This window comes from Halomonas sp. H2 (assembly GCF_050215315.1).
Classification (GTDB): domain Bacteria; phylum Pseudomonadota; class Gammaproteobacteria; order Pseudomonadales; family Halomonadaceae; genus Vreelandella.
Map to the genome: position 1 here is coordinate 394814 of NZ_CP189760.1, position 14415 is coordinate 409228.

The following is a 14415-nucleotide window of genomic DNA, read 5'->3' on the forward strand; positions in this document are numbered from 1 at the left end:
TCATGAAGCAGCGCATTAAAAGATATTTGACACCCGTCTTGAAGAGACAGTGGCAGCTGCTGTCACCGGCTGGGGTGCTGGCCAGCGCCGCGTTGCTCGGGATGGCCGGCCTTGCTCATGCCGCGGGTCAGGATGATCTGGCCGCGATACCCGACTGGCGTAGCGCTGAACTGGGGTTTGAAATCGAATGGGCCGGGGAGCGGTTGGACGCTACCGCTGTGTCTCCTGATGGTCTGTACCTGGCGATGACGGCGCAGGGGCAACTGGACATTTTCGGTATGGAATTGGGTGAGCATCGTCATCGGCTGCTCGGACACCCCGCCGCCAATATGGACATGTCGTTGCCGGTCTCGGCGCTGACGTTCAGCCCCGATGGCCGGATGCTGGCCACCACCAGTTGGAGTCAGGGCCTATCACCCGAGGCATCGCTGATGCTCTGGGACATGGCAACAGGAGAAGCGCGCCTGGCCCTGGCCGGGGGCCAGGGATGTCATGATGCGGCCTTCACGTCTGACGCGACGGCGCTGTGGGCCGCCTGCGGAGTAGGTGTGCAGCGCTATTCTCTGGAGGATGGCAACGTTACCAGCGCCTTGGGTGATCGCCCCGTCGAGGCCATTGCCCTGCATCCCGAGGGCGAGATACTGGCCAGCGTGGCCGCCAACGTGGGGCCTGATCCCGAGGTCAGCCAGCGCCTCGTGCTGTGGGGATTGTCGGAACAGGGAGCCAGCCAGATTAACGTTCTCGAGGTGGGGGCCAGTGTCACGGATCTCGCCTTCACCGCCGACGGTCGCCACCTGATAGCGCAAGGTCAGGGGGATGGACAGAGCGAAAGCCCTGGGCAGGTAACTGTATGGGACTGGCAGCGTGCCGCTATTGTCCATCGACACGGACTGCTGGACTCGGCGCCCATCGCCATTAGCTCGGATGGCACGACCCTGGCCGGCGGTTTTCGTGATGGCCTGATGCTGACGCTCGATGGCACACCGCTCGAGCATGGCATCCTGATCCGCCAGCAAGGCGGTGCCGATGCGCTGGCCTTCGGGCCGACGGGCGAGGAGCTCGTGTGGGCGGGCAAGCCGCCGACCTTTCCCACACCGGTGGTGCGATTGTGGCGGGCGACTTCCCCACCCCTGGAGGCCGCGCCCTCTGGCCAGCGCGTGGACGCTGACTACCAGCTTATCGAGCTGCCTGAGGTCGATGCCACGGGCGATCCGGTGGCGTTCGCACGGGAGCATTACGGCGTTCGCGAGCCCAACGACATCACCGAGGAAACCGTCACTCTACGGATGCTGCCTGACGGTAATAGCGAGGTCACTCTGCTCCTGGATGGACTTAAGGATGATTCGGTGCGTGCCCTTCGCTTCCGGCTTCACTTTACCCCGGCGGGTGAGGGGCGCTGGCAACTCGGCGAGGTAGGGCGGCAGCAGCGCTGCTGGCGGGGAGGTACCGATCCGGACGAGTGGAACAAGGGGCTCTGCCCATGACCACTGGCTGAGTTCAGCCGGGAAGCGTTATTCCCCCTTCAAACGAAGGGGTTCGCATCGCACCAGGAAAGCTAACCTACTAGGTATTAGTCGAAAGCACTAACGACAATACATCCTTATCAGGAGGCAAGTATGTGGGATTTTAGGCTCGGGCAGGCCATTGGTCTGATGTTTAAAACCCTGCCTTTTATTATCTTTCGCCTAGTGGTGTATTTCGGTATCGCACTGGCGTATGTGCTAATGACTGGCGTAGGTGCAGGGGTTGGATGGGGTGTTGGCGGCTTTGGCGACGAAGGCTTTCGTGCGGCTTCTACCTTTTGGGGCGGTGTGATCGGTTTTGGGATTGTTGGCGCGGTGATGTATGTGCTGCGTGAGTACCTTTTGTATGTGGTCAAAGCAGGGCATATAGCCGTGTTGGTAGAGTTAATTGAGAGTCAAACACTGCCTGAAAACCACGGCCAGATTCAATACGCCAGCCAGGTCGTCAAGGAGCGCTTTGGTCAAGCCAGTGCCTTGTTTGTGGTAGACCAACTGATTAAGGGCGTACTCAAATCTTTGGTGGGTATGGTTAAAACGGTATTTAGGGTTCTTCCCATGCCTGGGGCGCAGCAGTTTCTTCGCATTGTGCAGGCATTTCTGCGCATTGCTGTCGGTTTCATTGATGAAGTGATCCTGGCTTATTGCATTCGGACGCGCTCAAACACTCCTTGGGAGAGTTCGCGGGATGCCTTGATACTTTACGGCCAGAACCTTAAGCCGATGATGAAAAATGCAGCATGGCTAACGTTGATTCTCTATCTATTGTCGTTTGTTGTCTTCCTGGTAATGCTGGCACCGGCGGCCTTAGTGGCTTACCTGATCCCCGGCGGCTGGTCAGCAACTGGGCTGGTCATTGCGCTGCTATTTGCCTGGAGCGTTAAAGCGGCGGTGTTTGAGCCACTGGCGGTCACTTGCATGATGCAGGTCTATTTCAAGACGATTGAAGGGCAAACACCTGACCCTGAGTGGGAGGCAAAACTGGATGGGATCTCGAAAAAGTTTCGTGAGTTAAAGCAACAAGTGGCCACTGAAAAAGCAACACAAACCAGCGATATCAGTACATTCAAGACAGAAGAAAGCGGCGTCAGATAACCGGCAGAACTGCTTGGTATTATTCCGATAATCAATAACACCTACGTAAGAGGGAATGGTTATGAAATCGAAGATCACCTTGACCCACCTAAAGGCTGCCATCCTGGCAAGCGTTATCACGCTGCCAGCAGCACAAAGTGCGCTGGCGGATGAGGTTATCGAACAGATTGAACTGGGGCTTGAACTTTATCAAGAGCAAGAGTACGGCGCGGCAATTACCGAGCTGGAGTTCGCTATTGAAGATATGCGCAAGATGATGTCGGGTCTAATCGCGCAAACCTTCCCGGAGGCACCGGGTGGTTGGACAGCACAGGAAGCTAGTTCCGGGAGTAGCGGCGGCGCAGCCGCCATGTTTGGAGCGGGCGGTACGTCGCTTGAACGCGTCTATCAACAGGAGGATGGCAATGGCCAATTGACAGCGAGCATGATGCTGGATAGCCCGCTGATTCAAAGTATGGGGGCAATGTTCAGCAATCCCGCCATTATTGCCGCGCAACCTAATATGGAGCGTGTTCGCCTAGGTCGTGAAGCGGCGGTAGTGAAGTGGGAACCTGAGCGCTCTCGCGCAGAGGTAACGTTAATGCTTGATGGCCGTATTATGATGCAAGTGAAGGGTGAAAACCTCGGTTCTCAGGAAATTGCTGTTGACCTGATGCGAGACTGGGACTTGGCGGCCGTGCGCGAACAGAGTGCCCGTTAAGCGTGCCGGCTAACAAGACAGATGGCTAAACAGGAGATAGTAGGTGATAAATCGACAACGATTCATATGTGGTGCACTGCTACTGGGTGGGGTTATGTGGGGTGCTGGGCAGGCACTAGCTGATGAAATCAGCGGTACGCTGAATGGAGAGCCTAAACAGTGGTATGTCGTTACCCATGCAGAAGGCTCAACGGCCTACTTTAGCGAAATTATGCCCAATATGATCAATGTGACTGTTCAAGGGCATCGGGAAGCACATTACGAAACGCAAGGCACCCTTAGCATTGGTTTTATGGTGATGAACGGTGTCGCCAGCAGTGCCTCGGTGGGCTACTTTCCCGAAAACTCAATGATGCCGCATTATGGTACGGAGCAAGAGGTGCCAATTGAGATAGAGCTGCTCGATATCGACAGTGACCCTGGCCGTGCCAAAGGGCGGATTACAACCTCGCTGGCGTATATTGCCTCCATGTCAGAGGATTATGACCATGGCAATACGATGGATGTCGACGTGTCGTTTGATGTGGCGCTAGCAAAAGAATAGATGCGTTAAGGCGTCGGAAAACTCGCCACTTCATGTGTCACAGGAACTTAGCCGACAAACAAGGCAGACCAGTCCGCAACCGTGAGTTGCTGACCAAGGCGCAGCAGCAGGGCTGAACGCCGGTAGTCGATATTTCGAAGCTGCTTCGATCGCCCTACTCGTATCAGGGAAGGGGTCTGCCGGGGCATTGATTGGGCGCAGTTTGAGTGGCACGGCACTCGTCGCATATGGCCAGCTTTTGTGATGCAAAATAGCAAATATCTCTGGTCATATACTTGACGAGAATCCACGCCTCCACTCCATTATTCCTGCCCAGAAAAGCCACTATTACCGTCAGATTATTGAAAAACATACATATGCATACAATCGGCTAAAAGCAGTGCTTGGCGTTTAAGCGTCCGTTGAAGAGCAGGGCACCGTTACATGTCCGTTATATCTTGATCAATCGCTTGAGAACTCAAAGGCCTGCGCAAGCAGCGGCTGTCGGTCAACCATTCTCGACACAGGCGCACCAGCAAATATTCGTTTCGGGTCAATTGTCACAAATCCCCAAAATTGTAAAAAGCGTTCAATAAAGCGAGATTCAATCAATATGCTGAGTAGGCGCATAGGTGGGAAATGCTCTTCGGCTGGCAGCTCACCAACAAAATCAGGGAAAGCTGTGGCAACCTCGTTGGCTAACTGATCAGCAGAGCCGTGGTACTGCAATCGCCACAACATAAATAACCAAAACGTGCGCAGATCCACTTCCTCTGGCCAGCCATCAAGATAGCCCCAGTTATATTTCGTCACTGCAGCTTCGAGCATAGGCAGAAAAAAGCAGTGAAGGCCATGGGTCTGATACTGCTTTTGCGCCGCTTTTTTCACATGGTAGTGACCACTGCGACGATAAATAATGCCCGCCGCTTCCGCTAGAATGCGGGTGTAGTGTAGGGCGTTAAACGCTTCCTCGTTGCGACCCGCAAATTCACTGATGCTGAGATGGGCGTGATACTGAGAGACAGCGAACTCAGGGAGCAGCGCACTGGCGTGTTTTACCAGTTTTGTAGGCAAGTTACCTTTGGGGGTCGCTTTGAAGAACCCTCCATGATGCATCGCTTCATCCAGAATTAACGACAAATAGCGCATCACCGGGCTGGTAGATAAATCGTCTGGTGTGTTGATGATCACCCCAGCGAACTCCCCAAACGGTGCATACAACCAACTACACACCCGCGTAGACGAGAGGCCACAAAAGTCGTCCAGGGGCCGATGGTTTTGCTCATCCAGTTTGCGTTGCGCCACCAAGCGGAGCTCATCCAGGCTTAGGTGCGGATTCATTGCCACAGTTTGTGCAATACTATCTGACACGTCGGCGTGCTGTTTTGAAACGTTATCCATACAGCAACGCTTGTACTTTTTGCCGCTGCCACACAAGCACGGATCATTTCGGCCAAGGTTCATGGTGTGATGCTCTGCGCTATTGATAGTGTCATCAGTGTATCGGTTTAGTCAGCATGGCCAAATGGCAACGGAGCCGTTGTCAATGGCGCGATATAAACACTGCACAGCATTTGCCATCGCTGTATGCAGCGTTCATTAGGTATCTTTAAGAAGCAGGCTACTTGCCCTGTGTGTTAGTGGCCAATTAAAGTGACCCACTACTGGCCATTAATTTTGACCCACCTCCGAGTGGCCGTCAGGCCACAGAACCAGCTACTGTCCCCCGCTTTTATCGATGGCCGGGGGCATGTCAGTGAAGGAGTGGGTTGTGATACACAAGATCAAGGCAATGCACGATAACGGTAAAGGATCGTCGATCCGCGCCATCAGTCAGGAACTGGGGTTATCCCGGAACACGGTACGCAAGTATTTGCGGATGGAGGTGGATGCGATCACAGAGCAGTTTGCAGATCCCTCACGGAGCAAGCGCCTCGACGATCACCGGGATTACCTGGTGACTTTGCTCAAGCGGTTTCCCAAGCTCAGCGCCGTCAAGATTGCCCGTAAGCTTCAGGCAAAGGTCGGCGACTTACCGGCCTCGGATCGCTCCATTCGCCGTTATGTGCGGGCACTCAAGGAGGAAGTAGCCTCGGCCCAGATGCGCTACTACGAACCCATTCTGGACGATGTGCCGGGTGTTCAGTGCCAGGTGGACCCCGGTGAACTGCGCGGCGTGCTGATTGGTGGCGAAGAACGCACGCTGCATTTTGTGGTGTTCGTTCTGTCCTACTCGCGGCTGATGTACGTGGGCCTGGCCTTCCGCCCACTGGATACCCAGACCTTTATCCAGCTCCATGACGAAGCCCTGCGTTACTTCGGTGGCCTGCCGGAAGAATGCGTTTACGATCAGACCAAGCTGGTGGTGATCAACGAACAGTACCGGGAACTGACCCTCAACCAACGGTTCCACGAGTATGCCACCACGGCCGGGTTCCGGATCCATGCCTGTGAAGGCTACGATCCAGAGAGCAAGGGCAAGGTGGAAGCCGGCGTGAAGTACGTCAAGCAGGATTGCCTCTACGGTGAAGTCTTCCGAGATCAGGAACACGTACGCCAGCACGTGCAGGACTGGGTTGAGAGTGTAGCCAATGTCCGTATTCACGGAACCACCGGCGAACCACCCCGGGAACGCTTCAAACGGGATGAGCGAGAACACCTGGAGGCCTACCTCTCGCCAGCTTGCGTGCAGCCGCTGGCCCACGAGACACGTCGAGCCGACAAGACCGGCCTGATCGCCTGGAAGGCCAACAAGTACTCTGTGCCCATGGCCTGGCAACAGGCCCGGGTGGGCGTTCTGGAGTCCGACGGCCAACTCCACATCAGCGACCTGAACACAGGCGATGTCATCGCCAGCCATGCGCTGTGTTCCGACAAGGGTAAGGTGGTCAAGAACACTCATCACTACCGAGACCATGCCCAGCGCGTGAGCAAGCTGGAATCCGATATCGACGCCCTGATCGGTAATGAGATCGGGCATCAGTTGTGCCAGCAGCTCAAACGCTCCGAGCCCAAGATCTACAAGGATCAGTTGGTGGCTGCCCGCGACTTGCTCAAGCGCCACGAACCCGTGGATCCCGTGTTGATCACGACGCTGGCAGAGCGTCCTGGCATGACCGCCACACGGCTGCAAAGCTACTTGGAAGCGGCCCAAGCCGCCGTCCTCCGCGAACGGAAACCGGAACCTCTGCCAGAACCCAAGGAAGCGCTGGACCTAAGTGCTTACCGCCGTGTTGGCCACTCCAGTGGCCAGGGGGTGACCCATGAGCCAGCTTGAGCAAACCGTGTCCCGTTACCGCAGTCTGCGCCTGAGCGCGGCCGCCGACGAACTGACCAACCTGCTGGCCGAGGCTGAAACCAACGAGATGTCCTATCTCAGCTTCGCGGACCGGCTTGCCGAACACGAACTGATCCAGCGCCAGGACAAGCGCATCCGCCGGAACCGGAAGATGGCCGCGTTCCCGACCGAGAAACGCCTGGAGGGTTTCGACTACCGGCACCAGACCACCATTACCAAACGCCAGGTCAATGCCTTGCTGGACTTCCAGTTCCTCGACGAGCGGAACAACCTGGTGTTCATCGGTCCACCGGGTGTAGGCAAGACCCATCTGGCCATCGGCATTGGCTACAAAGCCGTGGAAGCGGGCTATCGAGTGCTGTTCCGCAACGCTCTGGATCTGGTGGAAGAACTGGAACTGGCCGAGATGAAGGGTGAGCTGAAAAAGCGGGTCAGCGCCTTGGCAAAATACGACCTGTTGATCATCGATGAGCTGGGCTACCTGCCCATGACGCGGCAGGCCCGGTATAACCTGTTCCAGTTGATCAACAGCCTGTACGAATATCGGTCCATCATCCTGACCACCAACAAGGACTTCACCAGCTGGGGCGAGTTCTTCCACGACGACAACGTAGCGGTGCCGATCATTGACCGGGTCATCCACCATTCACACATCTTCATGTTGGGAGGAGAAAGCTATCGGCTGAAGCAGAAAGTTACAAGCTAGACTATGATGGGTGGGTCAATTTTATTGGCCAAAGGTGGGTCAAAATAAATGGCCATTGACACCCTGTGTGGCGAACTAAGACGCATATGTGAATAATCTGGATACTCAAGCACTGTATCACTGAGTAAAAATTAAGGAAGGTCTGAATAACTGCCAATTCTCGTCAATCGCGGCTTGAGTCGATAAAAGCCCATAAGTTCAAATACTCTGCTTCCGTTATTTGTGTGTTTTTTGCCCGTTTCCCGCCCTTTTAGGCGGAAAACGGGCGCACTGATGACTCTACGCCAGTCGGTATTTCTCACTGACCAGCAGGTTGCTGAATGCTGCCAGCAAGTGCAGACGATGGGTGTTTTCGGCTAGCTAGATAGATAAGCTATGCAAATTATTCAATTGCAAGGTGGGGGATTTGCTCGAACTTGAGGACGATCAGGGGTATAGAAGAAGCACGAAGTGAAAAGGACGGTTAAGTTTTCTGAAGGTCGCAGGTGAAAATTGCTGAGGAAGATAAAAAAGCCAATGTGTCACATATACGTCACAGATGTGTCACAGGAAGTTCGTAGGCTAACGGACACAAAAAAGGCAGATCAGTAAGTAACTGATCTGCCTTTCGAAATATTGGTAGCGGGGACCGGATTTGAACCGATGACCTTCGGGTTATGAGCCCGACGAGCTACCAGACTGCTCCACCCCGCATCAACGTGTGGCGTATTCTACAGATGTTTTACGTGAAGTCAATAGCGGGATTAACACGTTCGGCTTATAGCGGTTAGATAGATCCTGCTGCAACATAGAGGGAGTGCAGCTAAGCTGCAAGTAGCCATAAAAAAAGCTTACGCTGGTGCATTGCTCAAGCAAATAATGCACTAGGTTTTGTACGAAAAGTGATATCTGCTAAGTTTTCCCATGCAATAGCTGCATAGGGAGAAAATGATGGTTGGCCGGTACGAGATATCCAATGAGAACTGGGCACAGATTACAGATATTGTGTCGCCAACTCAGGTAATGGGCAGGCCACGGCGGGATGACCGGCAGGTTCTCAATGGCATTTTCTGGGTTCTCTGTTCTGGTGCCAAGTGGCGAGATCTACCCGAGCGATATGGTCCCTGGTCAACCGCCTATGAGCGCTTTCGAAAATGGCGAGATGATGGCACGTTTGAAGCCATTCTTTCCCGCTTACAGCTCAGGCTACGTGAAGATGGACTGATGGACCTGGATACATGGATGATTGATTCGACCTCTATACGCTCCACCCGTGCTGCCGCAGGAGGCGGCAAAAAGGGGGCTCTGAAGAACCCTTAGATCACGCCTTGGGGCGTAGTCGTGGAGGCTTAACTACCAAAATTCATTTGGTTTGCGATCGTCACGGCTGGCCACTGGCGTTCACGCTGTCTCCTGGCCAAGAGGCAGACTCTCGGCACTTTATTTCGACATTAGAGAAGATTTACCTGCCTGGTAACGCTGGGCGACCACGTAAACGTAGTCGCTATATGGTGGCTGACAAAGGATATGACAGCGATGAGTTGCGCCATTATTGCGACAGGCACGGCATGAAACCGGTAATAGCGCAGCGCAACATGCATCGAAGAATACGGCCAGGTCTACCTAGACGGTTTGATAAGCCTAAATACCGGCAACGAAATGCAGTAGAGCGCTGTTTTAGTTGGCTGAAGGAGTCACGCCGTATCGCCACACGCTACGATAAGTTAGCAAGCAGCTTTAGAGCGATGGTATGCGTGGCGTGCATAGGCCTCTGCTTGCGAGCCGACTTTTCGTACAGAACCTAAGGTAGTATCGGCGCAATCGCGCTTATTCATAGTGGCTTGCGGCGCAATGTGCGTGCTTTAAAACCCAAGCCATCTGTCATGTCAGGGAGGTAGTCAATGGCCAATCAAGCCCCCGTCGCCTGGGTAACTGGTGGAACTGGTGGTATCGGTACGGCAATTTGTCGTTCGTTGGCAGATGCGGGTTATCTGGTCGTGGCGGGTTACCGTAACCCCGATAAGGCCAAAACCTGGCTGGAAGCGCAGCATGCCGACGGCTACAACAATATCGAATTGTCAGGAGTCGATCTTGCCGACCACAACGCCTGCCTGGAAGGAGCCCGCGAAATTCATGAAAAGTATGGCCCTATTAGTGTGCTAGTCAACTGTGCCGGTATTACCCGTGATGGCACCATGAAGAAAATGTCTTACGAGCAGTGGTACGAAGTGCTCGATACCAACCTGAACAGCGTTTTTAACACCTGCCGAAGCGTGATCGAGATGATGCTCGAGAATGGCTATGGTCGGATTATTAATATTTCATCTATCAATGGGCGTAAAGGTCAGTTTGGCCAGGTCAACTACGCGGCTGCTAAAGCCGGGATGCACGGCCTGACAATGTCGTTGGCGCAGGAAACAGCGACCAAAGGAATTACCGTCAATACCGTATCGCCTGGCTATATTGCTACCGATATGATCATGAATATTCCAGAAAAAGTGCGCGAAGCAATCCGGGAGACGATTCCGGTGAAGCGCTATGGCACGCCAGAGGAGATTGGCCGATTGGTCACTTTCTTAGCCAATAAGGAGTCAGGGTTTATTACTGGTGCGAACATCGATATTAACGGTGGCCAGTTTATGGGCTAGTGGTTTTCCGGAGAGGAGAACGCAAACGGGAGGCTTATCGCCTCCCGTTGTTGTTAACGCATGGTTGTTAATGAATTGCTTTTACTGAATGGTGATTGTTGGCGTTAAGCGCTGTACCTGCTTTTCCACTAGGGCAGAGGGACACGCGCCAGCCGGCTTAGCATGTTATCCAGCTCTTCTACTTCAGCGGCCCAAAGGGCGGTCGGCATCGGGCCTAGGGCTAATAGCGCTACCAAGATATCGGTAACTTCTTGGTCACTACTACGCTCTTGGTTATACCCTTCATTTAAGCGCTCTACCTGAATCGCCAGGCGCAGTGGCTCATCGCTTTGGCGTACGCTGCCAACGGCGAGCATAGAAAGGCGCACTCTTAAGCGGGCCAGCGATTCAGCTAGCTTGGCTTGGTCGGCGTCTGAAAGCGGCGCCGTTACGCTTTGGCGCTGCTGGTTACGTTCCTTATGTGCTTCATTAAAGGCGGCGGGTAGCGAGGCGGCAAGAGCCGTTTGCGCGTCCACATCGTTGGGAACTTCTTCGTTTAGCAAGCGCTGGTCGGCAGCCAAATGCGCATTCACTAGCGGCATAATGGCGTGCCACTGGTGAACCGTATCGGCGACCGCTAGCCGGTTTAAGCGCTCTCGTCGAGCGCGCACAATGCCGCTTATGCGCCGCTGCATGCCTTCACTTCGCCGATTTCTGGGAAGCGGCTCAAGCTGGTTGGCCTGTTCGAGGAAGTTATCCAGTGTGGCGGCATCACTCGCTTCAATAGGCTGCCAGCTATCCATCTTGTCGATGAGAGTTTGCATCTCATCAAGCTGCTGTTGCTGGCGCGCTGCCTGTTCATTTCTATGCGCATCGCGCTGGGCAAAGAGTTGGTCGCACTCATGACGAAAGGTCTTCCACAGGGTTTGTTCTTCGCCTTTCGGTGCACGGCCTAGCGCACGCCACTGCTGCTGCAGCTGTTTGGTTTGGTGAATGCGCTGGGATAAAGGTTGGCTATCGTCGTTGCGTAGCGCAGTCACCTGACGGATGAGTGCCTGTTTGTGTGTGGCGATAGTCTCAGCACGTTGATCAATCAGCGTTTGTAGCTGATGACGAATAGTGCCGAAGCGACGCCCGACGGATTCAGAGCGCTCACGAGGTACCGGGCTGTAGTGGCGCCATTGGTGGCGTGCTTTGTCGCGGATTTGCCGTAGGACGTCAGGGTCTGCGTTTTCAGCCGGCTGGGCTAGCAAGTTTTCCAACTGAGTGCAGAGCGCCTCGCGGGCTTGAAGGTTGGCCTCACGCTCTTCGCCTAGACGCTCCCGCCAGGGTGCTAGGCGTTCGTGAATGCGATCAGAGGCGCTGCGGAAACGCGCGGCCTGCTCGCGATTGGCGGCTGCGTCTCCTAGCGACTTCCACTCTTTTACCAGCTGACGGTGGTGGTGATCCAGCGCCTCTTCCGCCATATAGAGATCGTTGGCGAGTGCCTCAATGCTGGCACACAGCTGTTCGCGTTTTGGCCCGGCGACAAAACCACGCCAGTCACGCAACTCCGCTAGCCGTGCGGCTAAATGCTTTAAGCGTGTTCGAAGGGGTTGGGCGCCGGAGCATGTCAGCGCTTCAATATCGGGTTTTAGGCGCTGATGCAGGCGGCTTGCGCTTTTAAAAGCGCCGCGCTCTAGCAAGTGCTCAAAGGTGTCGAGTTCAGCCGAATGAGCGTCAAGCGTGGCTTTATCTGCCGTTGGCGGCGATGGCGCGCTGCTTTCGGTATTAAGTGCCGCTTGGGCGCGGCCCAGCAACTCGGGCGGCATTAATATTTCGGGCCACTGGCACTGACTAACTTGCGCCGCCAAGGTGGCATGGTCGCCATTGGCCAAAGCGGTTTCGATGGAGGCACTTAGCGCGCTCCAGCGTTGCCACGCTTCTAAACACTGATCGTAGTGCTGAATTGCCAGCGTATAGCGGTGGCGCATGGCATCGCTGGGCGGGTGTATATCGGAAAGCGCTTGCCAGCGCTGGCCGAGTAGCTGGCGCTGAGCGCGCAAGCTGTCGATGTCCTGAACGGTCATCCCTGCGGCGTGACGCAGGCCGTCGAGGGTTTCTTCGATCCCTTCGAGTAGTTGCTCACGAGTGGTTTCGGCTTCGTCGCGACGCTCGTTGCTCTGCTGGCGCGCCTGCTCTTGGGTTTCATGATCGTGTAGCGTTTTGCGGCAATTGAGCAGGGCTTGGTGAAAGCGCTGCTCTTGTTCCACGCTGGGCGGTTGATTGAGTTGCTCCCACTGGCGCTCAAGATGGCGGAAGCGGCCGCCGTAAAGTGGCTCCCAGGGCGCACGGGCGTGTTGCTCTAACTGGCTTAGTAGGGTTTCGCGCTGCTGCTTTTCAGCTTTCAACCACTGTGCATCGCTGCGCAAACGGTTGAGGCGTTCTCGCGCTAAGCGAACCACTTGGCGGTCGCGGCGGGCCTCTTTTAATAGCCGCTTAAGCCCCTCTTCATGCTCAATGCGCTCGGCAGCTTGGTGGCGAACGGCGGCTACGCCGTTATGACAGGCATGATGAATCAGGTCATTCTCATCTCTCAGCTTGCTTAAGGCGATCAAACGAAGATTGAGATTGTCTCCTTGCAGGGCCACCGCGCTCAGCACTCGAGGTTCATTAATACGCTCAACCAACGCTTGGCGTTGGTGTAGGTCAGTATGGCCTTCGCGCCCGCTGAGACGTTGGCAAACTGCATTGAACCAAGTTTCATCCTGCTGATGATGCGGAAAAGCATCGACTAAGCCTGCGCAGTCATCCAGGGCCAGCAGAGCCGCCAGGCGAATTTCACTATCGCTATCTTGCGTGAGCGACTGCAGCGCTTGGCGCTGTTCTGTTTGTTGAGGGTCGAGTCGCTGGAGGGCCTGACGGCGCACCTCGGGGTCGGGATGCTGCCACCGAGGTGCGAACAGGCGTCTTAACAGTCCGTGCATGGATCATCCTGCTATATAAGATGCGTAGTATGAAAAAAAATAGTCGCTGGCGACTTTGGTAGTTGCAGTCATCGGCGCTGTCGCTTAGCTTGGCATTACTATGCTGTGGTCAGCGACTATTTTCTAGACCACTATAAGTGATAGTGCGCTACCTTTATCTTACCTGAACATGATATGGAGTTCGGCCATGAGCCTTAACGTGGATAGTGCCGATGTGGCCTTTACCTTTAAAGGCGGCATGCTGCCGATGACCGTTATGGAGCTAAGTAGTGCTGATCCGGAGCGAATCCGTCATCAGTTGGCTGGCAAACTGTCCCAGTCGCCTGCTTTCTTTCAGCATACACCGGTTGTGCTCAGCGTGGAAAAGCTAGATGATCCACACTTAGCCCTTGAGCGAATTTGTGCTGTATGCCGTGACCATAAACTGTTGCCTGTGGCCGTGCGCGGTGGGCCTGAATCCGTACGCCAATCTGCGTGGGCGCTGGGCTTGGGCTGGTTTCCTCCGGTGGAAGAGGGGCGCGGGCGTATACTGGAAAGCGTTAGCAGTACGCCCGTGCATGCAGTTACCCGTGAAGAAACCGCAGTGAGCGCAGGCGCAGTGCCAGCACTTGCTACGCGTCTTTACCGTGGCACCGTTCGTTCGGGGCAGCAGGTAAGTGCTTCTGAAGGTGATTTGGTGGTGATCGGGGCGGTCAATGCTGGGGCTGAAGTGTTGGCGGCAGGCAGTATTCATGTATACGGTGCGCTGCGCGGCCGTGCTCTGGCGGGCATTCATGGCAACACTCAGGCAGGTATTTATTGCCGAGAATTGGAGGCTGAACTGCTTTCAGTGGCGGGTAATTACAAACGTTCTGAAGATATTGATCCGCAGCTTTCAGGGCGACCGACGGAAGTTCACTTTACAAAAGAGCAGCTTGAAATTAAGCCGCTAGGCTAAGGTTTTTGTATGAGCGTGCGTTGGTGCTTCATGCCTAGCGACGCCGAAGATGCTATCCGTTACA

The 14415-nt window shown here is 54.9% G+C and carries 12 protein-coding genes, 1 tRNA gene and 1 pseudogene; 10 read left to right on the top strand and 4 right to left on the bottom strand.

The genetic code is table 11. The annotated features are described in order from the left end of the window. Positions 1–2 precede the first annotated feature (2 nt). From ACQE2I_RS01850 to ACQE2I_RS01865, 4 genes are all read left to right on the top strand, one after another. Complete coding sequence (locus ACQE2I_RS01850; RefSeq protein ID WP_427029800.1) at positions 3–1484, top strand: WD40 repeat domain-containing protein; 1482 nt, start codon at positions 3–5, stop codon at positions 1482–1484. 132 nt (positions 1485–1616) lie between these two features. Next, the gene (locus tag ACQE2I_RS01855; RefSeq protein WP_427029801.1) at positions 1617–2615 is read left to right on the top strand and encodes a hypothetical protein; all 999 of its coding nucleotides are present in this window, start codon (positions 1617–1619) and stop codon (positions 2613–2615) included. 61 nt (positions 2616–2676) lie between these two features. Next, positions 2677–3315, top strand: a complete 639-nt coding sequence (locus ACQE2I_RS01860; protein WP_427029802.1) for a hypothetical protein — start codon at positions 2677–2679, stop codon at positions 3313–3315. A 43-nt stretch (positions 3316–3358) separates the two neighbouring features. Beyond that, entirely contained in the window at positions 3359–3859 is a 501-nt protein-coding gene (locus ACQE2I_RS01865; protein ID WP_427029803.1) for a hypothetical protein, read from the top strand. Positions 3860–4300: 441 nt separating this feature from the next. Here the strand turns inward: ACQE2I_RS01865 and ACQE2I_RS01870 are convergent, their stop codons facing one another. Further along, a complete protein-coding gene (locus ACQE2I_RS01870) occupies positions 4301–5029 on the bottom strand; it encodes a hypothetical protein (protein WP_427031508.1) in 729 nt (242 codons plus the stop codon). Positions 5030–5236: 207 nt separating this feature from the next. After that, a pseudogene (locus tag ACQE2I_RS01875) lies at positions 5237–5302 on the bottom strand (SEC-C metal-binding domain-containing protein); the annotation flags it as partial. A 307-nt stretch (positions 5303–5609) separates the two neighbouring features. On the opposite strand from ACQE2I_RS01875, the gene istA reads away from it, so the two are divergent. The 3 genes from istA (at position 5610) to ACQE2I_RS01890 (ending at position 8296) form a co-directional block, all read left to right on the top strand. After that, a complete protein-coding gene (gene istA / locus ACQE2I_RS01880) occupies positions 5610–7115 on the top strand; it encodes an IS21 family transposase (RefSeq protein ID WP_427029804.1) in 1506 nt (501 codons plus the stop codon). Further along, positions 7102–7842 carry an IS21-like element helper ATPase IstB gene (istB, locus tag ACQE2I_RS01885; protein ID WP_427029805.1) on the top strand — a complete coding sequence of 247 codons (741 nt, stop codon included), beginning with the start codon at positions 7102–7104 and terminating at the stop codon, positions 7840–7842. The genes istA and istB overlap by 14 nt, the downstream gene beginning before the upstream one ends. Before the next feature lie 364 nt (positions 7843–8206). After that, positions 8207–8296 carry a helix-turn-helix domain-containing protein gene (locus ACQE2I_RS01890; protein ID WP_427031369.1) on the top strand — a complete coding sequence of 30 codons (90 nt, stop codon included), beginning with the start codon at positions 8207–8209 and terminating at the stop codon, positions 8294–8296. A gap of 162 nt (positions 8297–8458) precedes the next feature. Here the strand turns inward: ACQE2I_RS01890 and ACQE2I_RS01895 are convergent. Further along, a tRNA-Met gene (locus ACQE2I_RS01895) sits at positions 8459–8535 on the bottom strand. 237 nt (positions 8536–8772) lie between these two features. Between ACQE2I_RS01895 and ACQE2I_RS01900 the strand changes: the two genes are divergently transcribed. Next, positions 8773–9626, top strand: a protein-coding gene (locus ACQE2I_RS01900) for an IS5 family transposase (RefSeq protein ID WP_172118838.1) whose coding sequence is annotated in 2 segments (ribosomal slippage) — positions 8773–9115 and positions 9115–9626 — 855 coding nt in all. Because the reading frame shifts where the segments join, the coding sequence is not laid out codon by codon here. 96 nt (positions 9627–9722) lie between these two features. Next, entirely contained in the window at positions 9723–10469 is a 747-nt protein-coding gene (gene phbB / locus ACQE2I_RS01905; protein WP_427029806.1) for an acetoacetyl-CoA reductase, read from the top strand. A 128-nt stretch (positions 10470–10597) separates the two neighbouring features. Here the strand turns inward: phbB and ACQE2I_RS01910 are convergent, their stop codons facing one another. Continuing rightward, positions 10598–13414 carry a DUF349 domain-containing protein gene (locus ACQE2I_RS01910; protein WP_427029807.1) on the bottom strand — a complete coding sequence of 939 codons (2817 nt, stop codon included), beginning with the start codon at positions 13412–13414 and terminating at the stop codon, positions 10598–10600. 187 nt (positions 13415–13601) lie between these two features. Here ACQE2I_RS01910 and minC point away from each other — a divergent pair, with 187 nt between their 5' ends. Next, positions 13602–14351, top strand: coding sequence for a septum site-determining protein MinC (gene minC, locus ACQE2I_RS01915; protein ID WP_427029808.1), 750 nt, complete (start codon positions 13602–13604; stop codon positions 14349–14351). The last annotated feature ends 64 nt before the right edge of the window (positions 14352–14415 follow it).

What these genes read in the sequence shown, in the direction of transcription:
- ACQE2I_RS01850 (WP_427029800.1), top strand. Translation starts at nt 3, where the DNA reads ATGAAGCAGCGCATTAAAAGATATTTGACACCCGTCTTGAAGAGACAG.
- ACQE2I_RS01855 (WP_427029801.1), top strand. Translation starts at nt 1,617, where the DNA reads ATGTGGGATTTTAGGCTCGGGCAGGCCATTGGTCTGATGTTTAAAACC.
- ACQE2I_RS01860 (WP_427029802.1), top strand. Translation starts at nt 2,677, where the DNA reads ATGAAATCGAAGATCACCTTGACCCACCTAAAGGCTGCCATCCTGGCA.
- istB (WP_427029805.1), top strand. Translation starts at nt 7,102, where the DNA reads ATGAGCCAGCTTGAGCAAACCGTGTCCCGTTACCGCAGTCTGCGCCTG.
- phbB (WP_427029806.1), top strand. Translation starts at nt 9,723, where the DNA reads ATGGCCAATCAAGCCCCCGTCGCCTGGGTAACTGGTGGAACTGGTGGT.
- ACQE2I_RS01910 (WP_427029807.1), bottom strand. Translation starts at nt 13,414, where the DNA reads ATGCACGGACTGTTAAGACGCCTGTTCGCACCTCGGTGGCAGCATCCC.
- minC (WP_427029808.1), top strand. Translation starts at nt 13,602, where the DNA reads ATGAGCCTTAACGTGGATAGTGCCGATGTGGCCTTTACCTTTAAAGGC.